The organism is Streptomyces sp. NPDC024687, from assembly GCF_055559055.1.
This window is the reverse complement of record NZ_JBVHLJ010000001.1, coordinates 856,009-868,842: the sequence shown is the minus strand read 5'-3', so window position 1 is coordinate 868,842 and position 12,834 is coordinate 856,009. Positions and strand designations below refer to the sequence as shown.

9 protein-coding genes are annotated in these 12,834 nt (G+C 70.0%); 2 read left to right on the top strand and 7 right to left on the bottom strand.

The genetic code is table 11. The features are described 5' to 3' along the window. Positions 1–29: 29 nt before the first annotated feature. The 6 genes from ACZ39I_RS03850 to ACZ39I_RS03825 all read right to left on the bottom strand — a co-directional run bounded on the left by ACZ39I_RS03850 (position 30) and on the right by ACZ39I_RS03825 (position 7,337). Positions 30–1,409, bottom strand: coding sequence for an alpha-amylase (locus ACZ39I_RS03850; RefSeq protein WP_467242628.1), 1,380 nt, complete (start codon positions 1,407–1,409; stop codon positions 30–32). Between the two features lie 134 nt (positions 1,410–1,543). Further along, positions 1,544–2,110: a dihydrofolate reductase family protein gene (locus ACZ39I_RS03845; protein ID WP_467242624.1), complete on the bottom strand. Its 567-nt coding sequence runs from the start codon at positions 2,108–2,110 to the stop codon at positions 1,544–1,546. A gap of 128 nt (positions 2,111–2,238) precedes the next feature. After that, positions 2,239–3,900: a glycoside hydrolase family 13 protein gene (locus ACZ39I_RS03840; RefSeq protein ID WP_467243313.1), complete on the bottom strand. Its 1,662-nt coding sequence runs from the start codon at positions 3,898–3,900 to the stop codon at positions 2,239–2,241. Between the two features lie 108 nt (positions 3,901–4,008). Beyond that, positions 4,009–4,917: a sugar ABC transporter permease gene (locus ACZ39I_RS03835; protein ID WP_467242621.1), complete on the bottom strand. Its 909-nt coding sequence runs from the start codon at positions 4,915–4,917 to the stop codon at positions 4,009–4,011. Between the two features lie 13 nt (positions 4,918–4,930). Continuing rightward, positions 4,931–5,935, bottom strand: coding sequence for a carbohydrate ABC transporter permease (locus ACZ39I_RS03830; RefSeq protein WP_467242619.1), 1,005 nt, complete (start codon positions 5,933–5,935; stop codon positions 4,931–4,933). Between the two features lie 133 nt (positions 5,936–6,068). After that, on the bottom strand, positions 6,069–7,337 hold the full coding sequence (locus tag ACZ39I_RS03825) for an extracellular solute-binding protein (protein WP_467242617.1): 1,269 nt from the start codon (positions 7,335–7,337) through the stop codon (positions 6,069–6,071). A gap of 361 nt (positions 7,338–7,698) precedes the next feature. Here ACZ39I_RS03825 and ACZ39I_RS03820 point away from each other — a divergent pair, with 361 nt between their 5' ends. Both ACZ39I_RS03820 and ACZ39I_RS03815 read left to right on the top strand, forming a co-directional pair. Then, positions 7,699–8,733, top strand: a complete 1,035-nt coding sequence (locus tag ACZ39I_RS03820) for a LacI family DNA-binding transcriptional regulator (protein WP_467242615.1) — start codon at positions 7,699–7,701, stop codon at positions 8,731–8,733. A 131-nt stretch (positions 8,734–8,864) separates the two neighbouring features. Then, positions 8,865–9,785 carry a phosphatase PAP2 family protein gene (locus tag ACZ39I_RS03815; RefSeq protein WP_467242612.1) on the top strand — a complete coding sequence of 307 codons (921 nt, stop codon included), beginning with the start codon at positions 8,865–8,867 and terminating at the stop codon, positions 9,783–9,785. On the opposite strand, the gene ACZ39I_RS03810 is transcribed toward ACZ39I_RS03815, so the two are convergent. Then, on the bottom strand, positions 9,773–12,760 hold the full coding sequence (locus tag ACZ39I_RS03810) for a bifunctional [glutamine synthetase] adenylyltransferase/[glutamine synthetase]-adenylyl-L-tyrosine phosphorylase (protein ID WP_467242610.1): 2,988 nt from the start codon (positions 12,758–12,760) through the stop codon (positions 9,773–9,775). The genes ACZ39I_RS03815 and ACZ39I_RS03810 overlap by 13 nt on opposite strands. Between the last annotated feature and the right edge of the window lie 74 nt (positions 12,761–12,834).

Genomic DNA, 12,834 nt, shown 5'->3' with positions numbered 1-12,834 from the left:
GCGTCAGTCCCACGTTCCCCATGAGTGGCTCAGCAGGTGGACTTGCCCGCGTAGATCGCCAGTGCCGTGTTGGCGCCGAGGGTGGCGGTGAACTGGCCGTTGGAGCCGACCGTCACGCTCGTGTTGTTCTGCACGTTGCAGTACGTCCCGGCGGGCAGCGAGGTCTGGTAGGTCCGACTCAGGCTGCCCGACTCGTGGTTGATGGCGACATAGCCCTTGGCGCCCCGCCCGAAGGCGATCCAGTCGCCGCCGTTGTCCCACCAGTTGGTGACCGGCTCACCGCGGGTCGCGTTGCGGAAGGCGACCATGCGCAGGATCTCCGGCCAGGCGTGCTGGCACTTCCAGCCGTTCTGCCAACACGCGCTCACGGAACCGTTGTTGGGCGGCCCGGCGTCCGTGTCGGACCACTCGTAGCCGGAGTTGATGTCCGGGGCGCCGTACGGGTACGCGAGCATGAACACGTTGGCCAGCGTGTAGTTCGCGCCGTCCTTGTAGTTCAAGGTGCTGCCGTTGCGCTCGGTGTCGTGGTTGTCGACGAAGACACCGGCCACCGAGCTGTTCAGGTAGCCCCAGCCCTCGCCGTAGTTCTTCAGATAGGCGAGGTTCTCGTTGTTGAAGACGCGCTTGAGGTCGTAGGCGTAACGGAACTCCTGGACGTCCCCGTTGCCGGTGTACTCGGTGGGCTGGACGGCCTCTCCGCTGCCGTAGATGACCTCCTGCTTCCAGTACACCGACGGGTTGCTCAGCCGGGACTTGATGTTGGCGAGGTCGGTGGCCGGGATGTGCTTGGCCGCGTCGACGCGGAAGCCGTCGACGCCGTAGCCGAGCAGGGAGTTCATATAGCCGGCGATGGTGGCGCGGACGTACTCCTCGCCGGTGTCCAGGTCGGCTAGGCCGACGAGTTCGCAGTTCTGGACGTTGGCGCGGTTCGTGTAGTCGGTGATGGTGGAGGTGCAGTCGTCCATGTCGTACGAGGAGTACAGGCCCGGGTAGGTGTACTTCGTGTACGACGAGCCGCCGGTACCGGTGCCGCTGCCCGCGGACATGTGGTTGACGACGGTGTCGACGACGACCTTCACTCCGGCCGCGTGGCAGGTGTTCACCATGTTCTTGAAGGCGGTGGCGTCACCGAGGCGCCCCGCGATCCGGTAGCTGACCGGCTGGTACGAGGTCCACCACTGCGAGCCCTGGATGTGCTCGGCGGGCGGGGAGACCTGGACGTAGCCGTATCCGGCGGGGCCGAGGGTGTTGGTGCACTCCTTGGCGACGGAGGCGAAGTTCCACTCGAAGAGGACCGCGGTGACGTCCTTGCCGCCCGGCGGGGAGGCCTGGGCGGCGGTGGGGGTGAGGGCGGCGACGGTGGCGGCGAGGGCGGCGGCGGTCGCGCCGGTGGACCATCTCGATATCACGTGGGGGTTCTCCTTGCCCGACGGCCAGGCGTCTTTGCCTGGCGCCGGCGAGAACGTACCGCTGTTGAAATGTTTACAGCAAGGGCCGTGAAAGCAACGGCAAGAAGTTTCACGCGCTCTCGTGAGGGGGCCGCTCAGCGCTGGCTGGCCGGCTTGTCCGGAAGGTCCTCGCGGCTCCCGGTGCAGGAGTACACGATCTCCACCGACCCGCCGGGCAGCGCCCGCTGGCTGAGGAAGGTCAGGCCGGCATCGGGGCTGAGGGCGGGGGTCAGCCGCATTCCGCCGCCGAACAGCATGGGCACGACGACCAGTTCGAGGCGGCCGAGCGCGCCGAGGGCGTGGAAGATGCCGATCGTGCGGGGGCCGCCGACGAGGTGGACGTCGCCTCCCCGGTTGGCGGCGCGGATCTTCTCCAGGAGGCGTACCGGGTCGCTGTCGGTGGTGACGTGGTCCGGGGTGCCCTCGGGGCGGTGCGAGCCGAGGACGAACACGTCCAGGTTCGGCCAGGGCCAGCGGCTGTTGGTGAGCGCCGGCTCGAAGGTCGTACGGCCCATGAGCGCGGCCTCGCAGTCGGCCAGGAACTCCCGGATGCCGTGGCTCTCGCCGGAGGCGAAGGCGGGGTCGGCGGTCTGCGCGGGCCAGCCGTTCGGGGTGGTCACATAGCCGTCGGCACTGATACCCAGGCGGGCGCGGATCTGCATGGTCTCTCCTCGGACGCGGGGCGCGGTTCGCCCTCTCCCCCAAGCGTCGAACGCACCTCCCGCCGATCGACACGCCGGGCAGAAAAATCACCGGGCCCCCGTGAGGGCCCGGTGATTCCCGCGTCTGCTCAGGCCGTCGTCCACCACACGGTCGTGTCGGCCGGCACCTTCGCGTCCCCGTCGACCTCGGCGACCTGCCCGCTGGCGAGCAGCAGGCGGCCGTACGCCGGAGTCGTCACCGACTCACGACCGGTGTTGGCGACACAGACGAACTCGCCGCGGCGGAAGGCGAGGACGCCCTCGGGTGCCCGGAGCCACTCGACCGCGTCCCCGGCGCCGAGATCGGGCTGGGCGCGGCGGACGGCGAGGGCCGTGCGGTACAGCTCCAGGGTGGAGTCGGGGTCGCCGGTCTGCGCCTCGACGCTCAGCTCCGCCCACTCCGCCGGCTGGGGCAGCCAGCTGCCGCCCGCGCCGAAGCCGTACGACGATCCCTCGCGCGTCCACGGGATCGGCACCCGGCAGCCGTCGCGGAAGCCGTCCTGACCGGCGCCGCGGAAGTACGCCGGGTCCTGGCGGACCTCGTCGGCGAGGTCGACGACGTCCGGCAGGCCGAGCTCCTCGCCCTGGTAGATGTACGCCGATCCGGGCAGCGCCAGCATGAGCAGCGTGGCGGCGCGGGCGCGGCGCAGGCCCAGCTCCCTGTCGCCCGCGGTGCGGATCTGGGTGCCGAGGCCGGGCGGGTTGGCGAAGCGGGTGGCGTGGCGGGTGACGTCGTGGTTGGACAGCACCCAGGTGGCCGGGGCGCCGACCGGACGCATCGCCTCCAGCGTGCGGTCGATGACCTCGCGCAGCTCCTCGGCGTCCCAAGCAGTGCTCAGGTACTGGAAGTTGAAGGCCTGGTGCAGCTCGTCGGGCCGCACGTAGTTGGCGGTGCGCTCGATGGTCGGGGTCCAGGCCTCGGCGACGAAGATCCGCTCCCCGGAGTACTCGTCGAGGATGAGCCGCCACTGGCGGTAGATCTCGTGGACGCCGTCCTGGTCGAAGAACGGCATGACATCGTTGCCCAGGAGCTTCACCTGGTCGTGGGATCCCAGGTCGGGCAGCCCCTCCGCCTTCACCAGGCCGTGTGCCACGTCGATGCGGAAGCCGTCCACGCCCATGTCGAGCCAGAAGCGCAGGATCGAGCGGAACTCGTCGCCGACGGCCGGGTGGTCCCAGTTGAAGTCGGGCTGCTCGGGCGCGAAGAGGTGGAGGTACCACTCGCCGTCCGCGACACGCGTCCAGGCGGGGCCGCCGAAGATGGACTCCCAGTCGTTGGGCGGGAGCTCGCCGTTCACGCCCTTGCCGGGCCGGAAGTGGTAGCGGTCCCGCAGCGGCGATCCCGGGCCCTCGGCGACGGCCCGCTTGAACCACTCGTGCTGGTCGGAGGAGTGGTTGGGCACCAGGTCGACGATGGTCCTGAGTCCCAGTGCGCGGGCGTCGCGGATCAGCGCGTCGGCGTCCAGGAGGTTGCCGAACATCGGGTCCACGGCCCGGTAGTCGGCGACGTCGTAGCCGGCGTCGGCCTGCGGCGAGGCGTAGAAGGGGCTGAGCCACACGGCGTCCACACCGAGGTCGCGCAGGTACGGCAGTCGGGTGCGGACGCCTTCCAGGTCGCCCATGCCGTCACCGTTGCTGTCGGCGAAGCTGCGCGGATAGACCTGGTAGATCACCGCGTCCCGCCACCAGTCGCTGCGCTGGGCTTTGGCGGGGGTCGATGCCGGGGCGGTGGCGTAGTGCTGCTGGCTCATGGCGTCCTTGAAACGTAAGGGGGTCATGGGGTCGTCAAGTGGCGAGGCGGCCGCGGTGACAGCGGGGTCGGATGGACACTGCGGCCGCCTCGGGTCTCGGAGTGGGCCTCAGCCCTTCGTGCCGCCCGCGGTGAGGCCGGTCACCAGGTTCTTCTGCACCAGGTAGAAGAACACGGACACCGGTATCGCGATCAGCACCGCCGTCGCGGCCATCAGGTTCCGCTGGGCGTCGTGCTCGCTCACGAAGCTCTGCAGTCCCACCGCGAAGGTGTACTTCGTGTCGGACAGCATGAACGTCGAGGCGAACGCGACCTCACCGAACGCGGTGAGGAAGCTGTAGAACGCGGCGACCGCGAGCCCCGGCTTGGCGAGCGGCAGGATCAGCCGCGCGAACGTGCCGAAGGGGGTCAGCCCGTCGACGCGTCCGGCCTCGTCGATCTCGAACGGGATGGTGTCGAAATAGCCCTTCAGCAGCCAGGCGCAGTACGGCACCGCTGTCGAGCAGTACACGAGGACGAGTCCAAGGTAGCTGTCGATGAGCTGGAGGTCCGAGAGCATCTGGTACATCGGCACCATGAGGACGGCCACCGGGAACATCTGGGTGACCAGGAGCACCCACATGAACTTCCGGTAGCCCGGAAAGCGCATCCGGGACACGGCGTACCCGGTGGTCGCGGCGATCAGCACGCCGATCACCGTGGTGCCGAGCGAGACGATCAGCGAGCTCTTGAGCCAGCTGAAGAACTCGGTGTGCTGAAGAACGAACGAGTAGTTGTCGAACGTCATCTTCTTCCAGATGCCGCCCGGGTGGAGGTAGTCGTCCTTGTCCGGGCCGAGTGACAGGAACACCAGCCAGGCGATCGGGAACAGTGCGACGAGGCTCGCGACGACGAGGATGCCGTGCGAGACGAGGGAGCCGGCGAGGCTCTGCTCACCGCGGCGGCGGATCCGGCCGGGTGCCGGTGCGGGGCCGGCCTCGGACACCGCGGCGGAGGTCTCGACTGTGGTCGTACTCATGGGAGCTCCTGCCTCAGATCGCGAGCTGCTGGTCATTGCGGTTCAGCCAGCGGCGGTAGAAGGAGGTGAAGACGATCAGGATGGCCAGCAGCAGGATGCCGTACGCGGCCGACTGTGCGAAGTCACGCGGCTGCTGTCCGAAGCCCAGGTAGTAGGCCCAGGTGACCAGGATCTGCGCGTCCGGCGCGGTGTTGCCGAACAGCAGGAAGATCACGGCGAACTGGTTGAACGTCCAGATGATGCCGAGCAGGACGACGGTGGAGCTGACCGAGCGCAGGCCCGGGAGGGTGACGTACCGGAACCGCTGCCAGGCGCTCGCGCCGTCCATCTCGGCGGCCTCGTACAGCGAGCCGTCGATGGACTGGAGTCCGCCGAGCAGCGAGACCATCATGAACGGCACTCCGCACCAGGTGTTGACCATGATCGCGGCGAACCGCTGCCAGAAGGTGTCCTCCAGCCAGGCCGGTGACGGCAGGTGGAGTGCGTCCAGCGCGGTGTTGATGATGCCGCCGTCGGCGAGCATGAACCGCCAGCCGAAGACGGTGACGAAGGTCGGCACGGCCCAGGGCAGCACCAGGATCAGCCGGTACAGGGTGCGGCCCCGCAGCTGCTGGTTGAGCAGCAGGGCCAGGCCGAGCCCGATGCAGTAGTGCAGGGCCACGCACAGGGCCGTCCAGACGACGGTCCAGATGAAGTGCGACCAGAAGCGGTCGTAGGCCGTGTCGCCCCACAGGATGTCGGCGTAGTTGTCCAGGCCGATGAACTTGTAGGTGGCGTCGATGTGGTTGACGCCGATCGTGCGGGCCGTGTTGAGGCTGTTGGCGTCGGTGAGCGTCAGGTAGACGCCGTAGACCAGGGGGTAGAGCACGAGGACGCCGAGGACGACCGCCACCGGGGCGATCATCGCGTAGGCGTACCAGTGCTTCTGGTAGCTGAGCTTCAGGCGTTGGCCCCGCCCGGGCCGCGGCGCGCGGTCACCGCGGCGCTTGCCGGTGGCGCGGTCGATGGCGACTGTCATGTTCGACACCTTCTGAAAGTTCTGCGGCTCTGAGAAGTGGCTGGGCGACGCGGCCCGCCGGGCACGGCTGGGCGCAGGCCGGTGGCCGCCGGATCTCTCCCCCATGACCGGGAGATCCGGCGGCCACCCGGGCTCACTTGCTGAAGTCCGGCACCAGCTTGGCGATCGCGACCTCGGCGTTGCTCAGACCCTTGTCCAGGGACTCCTTGCCGCCGGCGATCTTCAGCAGCTCGGTGTCCAGCGGGGTCAGCAGGGAGCTGTACTCCGGCAGGGCCAGGCGCGGCTGGGCGGAGGAGAGGACCGACTGGTATCCGGCGATGCCCGGGTCGGCCTTGACCTCGGCGGTGTAGGCGTCGTCGCGGGTGGGCAGCGTGGAGTTCTTCAGCGCGATCTGCGTCTGCGACTTCGCGGAGGTCATGAAGCCCACGAACTTCTCGGCCGCCTTCTGGTGGGCGGAGTCCGAGCCGGCGTAGACCGACAGGTTGTGGCCGCCGGTCGGGGCGCCCGCCTTGCCGCTGGAGCCGGCCGGGACGGTGGCGATGCCGAGGTTGTTCTTGTCCTTGAAGGCCGAGCCCTTGTAGAAGTTGGTGATCTCCCACGGGCCCTGGATGATCGCGGCGACCTTGCCGTTGACGAACGCGTCCTGGATGTGGGCGTAGGCGTCTGCGGTGGTGTCGGCCTTGTGCAGGCCCTTGCCGGAGAAGAGGCTCAGCCAGGTGCCGTAGCCCTTCTTGGCGGCGTCCGAGTTCACCGTGATCTTCTTGGCGGCGGCGTCGACGGTGTCGGTGCCCTCGCCGTAGAGGAAGGTCTGGGCGTAATAGGCCGCGGTGGAGCCCCAGTAACCGTCGACGCCGGTCTTCGACTTGATCGTGGCGGCGGCGGCCTTCAGGTCGTCCCAGGTCTTGGGGGCCTCGACACCGGCCTTCTCGAAGAGCTGCTTGTTGTAGACCAGGGCGAGGGTGTCGGTGACGAAGGGGACGCCGTAGGTCTTGCCGTCGTACTTCGCCTGCTCGATCAGGTTCGGCTTGAACTTGGCCTGGTCGGCGAGGGCCTCGGTGCCGTCGAGGGGCAGGAAGTAGCCCTTCTTGGCGAAGGCGGGGGTCCAGCCGACGTCGGAGCGCAGCACGTCGGGGGCGCCGCTCGCGCCGGCCGCGGTGTCGAACTTGTTCTGCGCCTGGTCGAAGGGCACGTTGACGTACTTGACCTTGATGCCCTTGTTGGCGGCCTCGAAGTCCTTGATCAGGGCCTGGTACGTCGGCGCCTCGTTGGTGGCGTTGGAGGTGTCCCACCAGGTGATGGTGACCGGACCGTCGGCCTTGTCGCCGCTGTCGCTTCCGCCGCACGCCGTCGCCGCGAGAGCGAAAGACGCCACCAGCGCTGTGGCCGCTATGCCACGCCGCATGAGTTCTCCTTGAGGGTGAAAGCCCGTGTGCTGCGAGGAGAGGCCCCGTCTGCCCTCCCCGTCCACCGGCTGCGCCTTTGCGGCCGCCGGGCGAGTGGGAACGTAACAGCGATGCAAGGCTTGCGAAAGAGCTTGCAGCAAAAAAGTGCAAGAGGCTGCGGAAGTTACCCCGTCGTGACCCCTTGTCGACCGTCGCGAGACCCTTGTTTTACGGGGCTGAGCGGGACGATTACCGGGTGTGCAAGACTCTGCAAGCTCTTGCCATCCCCCTGTCTTGCGGGAATCATCCCCTTGCGGGACAAGGGGCGCCGACCAGAACAGAGGGACCGCGATGACGATACGGCCGGTACAGTCCGGTGCCGTGACCACACGGCTAGCCGACATCGCTGCTCAGGCCGGGGTGAGCGAGGCGACCGTCAGCCGCGTCCTCAACGGGAAGCCGGGCGTCGCCGCGACCACCCGCCAGACCGTGCTGGCCGCACTCGACGTGCTGGGCTACGAACGCCCGGTGCGACTGCGGCAGCGCAGCGAGGGCCTGGTGGGCCTGATCACCCCGGAGCTGGAGAACCCGATCTTCCCGGCCCTGGCCCAGGTGATCGGCCAGGCGCTGACCCGACAGGGCTACACCCCCGTCCTCGCCACCCAGACCCCGGGCGGCTCCACGGAGGACGAGCTCACCGAGATGCTCGTCGACCGGGGCGTGGCGGGCATCATCTTCGTCTCCGGGCTGCACGCGGACACCTCCGCGGACATGCAGCGCTACGAGCAGCTGCGGGCGCAGGGCGTGCCGTACGTGCTCGTGGACGGGTTCTCGCCGAAGGTGCAGGCGCCGTTCATCTCCCCCGACGACCGCGCGGCGATGGCACTGGCGGTGACGCACCTGGTGTCGCTGGGGCACACGCGGATCGGGCTCGCGCTCGGCCCCAAGCGCTTCGTGCCGGTCCAGCGCAAGATCGAGGGCTTCGTCCGCACCATGCACGACCTGCTCGGGCTGGCCGCGGCGACCGTCGAGGCGGACCTCGTCCAGCACTCGCTGTACACCCTGGAGGGTGGCCAGGCGGCGGCGTCGGCGCTCATCGACCGTGACTGCACGGCGGTGGTGTGCGCGAGCGACATGATGGCGCTGGGCGCGATACGGGCGGCCCGGCAGCGCGGTCTGGAAGTGCCGCGGGACGTGTCGGTCGTGGGTTTCGACGACTCCCCGCTGATCGCCTTCACCGACCCGCCGCTGACGACGGTCCGCAAGCCGGTACCGGCCATGGGACAGGCGGCGGTGCGGACCCTGCTGGAGGAGATCGGCGGAACGCCCGCGCCGCACAGCGAGTTCGTGTTCATGCCGGAGCTGGTGGTGCGGGGTTCGACGGCCTCGGCACCCGGGGATCGCACTCGTCCGTAGGGCGGAGACCCCGGGCTTTCACCCCTGCGCCGGTAGGAGAACGGGACACTCTTCCCGTCGTAGGACATGCGGCCCCAACCCGACCGCGGGATGATCGGTGGGACAAGCCGTCTCTGGCAGACTTTGCGTCTATGGGTGACTCGACCGTGACCAGTCTGGAAGACCGCGGGAATGCGGCCGCTCCGGACTCCCTCACGGCCGCGGACCGGCCGGGTTCCCAGCCCGGTCTTCTGCGTCGGACGCGCACCCCGGGCCGACCGCGTCTGTGGTTCGAGATCCTGCTGATCGCGGTGAGTTACTGGACGTACTCACTGATCCGCAACGCTGTGCCGGAGCAGAAGGCGGAGGCACTGCGCAATGCCGACTGGATCTGGCGGATGGAGCACCACCTGGGCATCGCGGTCGAGGAGTCCGTCAACCACGCGGTGAACTCGGTGACTTGGCTCGTCGTCGGGATGAACTACTACTACGCGACACTGCACTTCATCGTGACGCTCGGCGTCCTGGTCTGGCTCTTCCGCAGCCACCCCGGCCGTTATGCGGCGACCCGTCTGGTGCTCTTCGCGACCACGGGTGTGGCACTGGTCGGTTACTACCTGTATCCGCTCGCGCCCCCGCGGCTCATGGACGGCGGCGACTTCGTCGACACGGTCATGGTCCACCAGACGTGGGGCTCGATGGCCTCCGGCGACCTGAAGCAGATGTCCAACCAGTACGCGGCGATGCCGTCCATGCACATCGGCTGGTCCCTGTGGTGCGGCCTGACGGTCTTCGCGCTGGCGTCGGTGCCCTGGGTGCGTGTCCTGGGCCTGCTCTACCCGGCGGCGACTCTGCTGGTCATCGTCGCCACCGCCAACCACTTCTGGCTCGACGCGGTCGGCGGCATCCTGTGCCTGTTGTTCGGCTTCACGGTGGCGCGGCTCTGGTACGGGGCGCTGCCGTACGCGTTGCCGAAGGCCGTGCCGGCTCGGCCGCGGGGCGCTGCGAGCCGGTTTGGGCGGCCCGGGCGGCTTGGGCGGCCGTCGGCCGGGACGCCCCCTCACGCCCCGTAGAACAGCTCTTCCACCACGCCCCGGGCCCGCCGGGCCGTACGCCGGTAGTCGTCCAGCATGTCCCCCGCGTGCCCCGGCCCGTACCCCAGGTACCGGCCGACGGCGGCGAGTTCCCGCGCCTCGGCCGGGAACGTGTCCCCGGCCCGCCCGCGCACCAGCATCACCGCGTTGCGCACCCGGGTCGCCAGCACCCACGCCTCGTCGAGGACCTGGGTGTCGTCCGCGGAGATGAATCCGGCGTCCCGTGCGGCGACGAGGGCCGCGCGGGTACGGGTCGTGCGCAGCCCCGGCACCTGCGCCCCGTGCCGCATCTGGAGCAGCTGGACCGTCCACTCGACGTCCGAGAGGCCGCCGGGCCCGAGCTTGGTGTGCAGTTTGGGGTCGGCGCCGCGTGGCATCCGCTCGGACTCCATGCGCGCCTTCAGCCGCCGGATCTCGCGTACGGCGTCGTCGCCGAGGCCGGCCACCGGATAGCGCAGGGGGTCGATGAGCTCGACGAAGCGGCGGCCCAGCTCCTCGTCGCCGGCGACCGGTTCGGCCCGCAGCAGCGCCTGCGCCTCCCAGACGAGTGACCAGCGGCGGTAGTAGGCCGCGTACGACGTCAGGGTGCGCACCAACGGCCCGGACTTGCCCTCGGGACGCAGGTCGGCGTCGATGAGCAGCGGGGGGTCGGCGCTCGGGATCTGGAGCAGGCGGCGCATCTCGGAGACGACCTTGTTGGCGGCCTCGGAAGCCACCCGTTCCTCGACGCCCTCGCGCGGTTCGTGCACGAACAGGACGTCCGCGTCGGAGCCGTAGCCGAGTTCGTGACCGCCGAAGCGGCCCATGCCGATGACGGCGAACCGGGTCGGCAGGGTGTCGCCCCAGCCCTCCCGGACGACCGCGCGCAGGGTACCGGCGAGGGTGGCGGCGGTCAGGTCGGACACGGCGGCGCCGACGCGCTCCACCAGGGCGCCCTGGTCCGGTTCGGCCGGCTGGGTCTCGGTGCCGTAGGAGCCGACGATGTCCGCGGCGGCCGTACGGAACAGCTCGCGGCGGCGCACTCCACGGGCCGCCGTGACGCCCTGGACGGCGCCGTCCGCGCGGCCGACCGCGGAGAGTATCTCCTGCTCGAGACCGGCCCGCCCGCGCGGAGCCAGCCCGCCGCCGTCGCCGTCCCCGAGCAGGGCCACGGCTTCGGGGGCGCGCATCAGCAGGTCGGGGGCGAGGCGCCCGGCGGACAGCACGCGCGCGAGGTTCTCGGCGGCGGCGCCCTCGTCCCTCAGCAGCCGCAGATACCAGGGGGTCTTGCCCAACGCGTCCGACACCTTGCGGAAGGTGAGCAGCCCGGCGTCCGGGTCGGCCGACTCGGCGAACCAACCCAGCAGAACGGGAAGGAGGGTTCGCTGGATGGCGGCCTTGCGGCTGACTCCGGAGGCGAGGGCCTCCAGATGGCGGAGCGCGGAGGCGGGGTCGGCGTACCCGAGCGCGATCAGCCGCTCCCGCGCCGCCCCGGCACTCAACCGGGCCTCGCCGGGCCCGAGTTGGGCCACGGCGTCCAGCAGCGGCCGGTAGAACAGCTTCTCGTGCAGTCGTCGTACGACGGAGGAGTGCCGCTTCCACTCGCGGTTCAGGTCGGTCACCGGGTCGGCGCGCAGGCCCAGGGAGCGGCCGAGACGCCGCAGATCGGCCTCGTCCTCGGGGACGAGGTGGGTGCGGCGCAGCCGGTAGAGCTGGATGCGGTGCTCCATGGAGCGCAGGAAGCGGTAGGCGTCGTCGAGCTGGGCGGCGTCGGCCCGGCCGACGTAGCCGCCTGCGGCGAGGGCCTGCAGGGCGTCGAGGGTGGTGCCGCTGCGCAGCGAGCCGTCCTCGCGACCGTGCACCAACTGCAGGAGCTGTACGGCGAATTCGACGTCCCTGAGACCGCCGGGCCCGAGCTTCAGCTGCCGGTCGAGCTCGGCGACGGGGATGTTCTCCACGACCCGGCGGCGCATCTTCTGCACGTCGGCCACGAAGTTCTCGCGCTCGGCAGCCTTCCAGACGAGGGGTTCGAGGGCCGCGACGTACTCCTCGCCGAGCTCCAGGTCGCCGGCGACCGGGCGAGCCTTGAGGAGGGCCTGGAACTCCCAGGTCTTGGCCCAGCGCTGGTAGTAGGCGAGGTGGCTGGCGAGGGTGCGTACCAGCGGACCGTTTCTGCCCTCGGGCCGCAGATTGGCGTCGACGGGCCAGATGGACCCCTCGACGGTGGTCTCGGAGCAGACGCGCATCATGTGCGAGGCGAGCTTGGTGGCGGCGCGCAGGGCCTTGCCCTCGTCGGCCCCGTCCACCGCCTCCCCGACGAAGATCACATCGACGTCGGAGACGTAATTGAGTTCGTGGCCACCGCACTTGCCCATCGCGATCACCGCGAGCCGGCACAGCGCCGCGTCCTCGGGGGCGGCCGCCCGCGCTATCGCGAGCGCGGCGCGCAGGGTCGCGGTGGCGAGGTCGGCGAGTTCGGCGGCGGTCTCGGCGAGGTCGGTGGTGCCGCACACGTCACGGGCGGCGATCGACAGCAGACAGCGCCGGTAGGCGACCCGCAGCGCGACGGGGTCGGCGGCCTCGGCGAGCCCGCGCTCGAACTCCTCGACGCCGGGGTGCAGGTCGCGGGGCTCGTAGGTGACGAGGGCGTGCCAGTCGCCGGGGTGCCGGGCGAGGTGCTCGGCGAGGGCGGCGGACGCGCCGAGCACCCCGAGCAGCCGGTCACGGAACGGCTTCGCCGCTATCACCGTGTCGAGCAGTTCCCGGCCCGGCTGCGCCTCCAGGAGCCGGACGAGCCCGAGCAGCGCGAGATCGGGGTCGGCGGTCGCGCCGAGCGCCTCGAGGAGCACCGGATCATTGCGTACGCCGCTCAGCTCCGCGCTGTCGAGCAGCCGCTCGGCGGCCGACGGATCGGTGAAACCGTGCCGCAGCAGCCGCGTGAAGGTACTGCTCCTGCGCCCCGGCGCCGCCGTCATCCCGGCCTCCCGTCCGATCAAGGTCGTACCGATCGAGCCTAACCGGAGAGCTGGGGAGAAGCGCCCTCGTCGTC

What these genes read in the sequence shown, in the direction of transcription:
- ACZ39I_RS03830 (WP_467242619.1), bottom strand. Translation starts at nt 5,935, where the DNA reads ATGACAGTCGCCATCGACCGCGCCACCGGCAAGCGCCGCGGTGACCGC.
- ACZ39I_RS03835 (WP_467242621.1), bottom strand. Translation starts at nt 4,917, where the DNA reads ATGAGTACGACCACAGTCGAGACCTCCGCCGCGGTGTCCGAGGCCGGC.
- ACZ39I_RS03825 (WP_467242617.1), bottom strand. Translation starts at nt 7,337, where the DNA reads ATGCGGCGTGGCATAGCGGCCACAGCGCTGGTGGCGTCTTTCGCTCTC.
- ACZ39I_RS03810 (WP_467242610.1), bottom strand. Translation starts at nt 12,760, where the DNA reads ATGACGGCGGCGCCGGGGCGCAGGAGCAGTACCTTCACGCGGCTGCTG.
- ACZ39I_RS03840 (WP_467243313.1), bottom strand. Translation starts at nt 3,900, where the DNA reads ATGAGCCAGCAGCACTACGCCACCGCCCCGGCATCGACCCCCGCCAAA.
- ACZ39I_RS03845 (WP_467242624.1), bottom strand. Translation starts at nt 2,110, where the DNA reads ATGCAGATCCGCGCCCGCCTGGGTATCAGTGCCGACGGCTATGTGACC.
- ACZ39I_RS03815 (WP_467242612.1), top strand. Translation starts at nt 8,865, where the DNA reads ATGGGTGACTCGACCGTGACCAGTCTGGAAGACCGCGGGAATGCGGCC.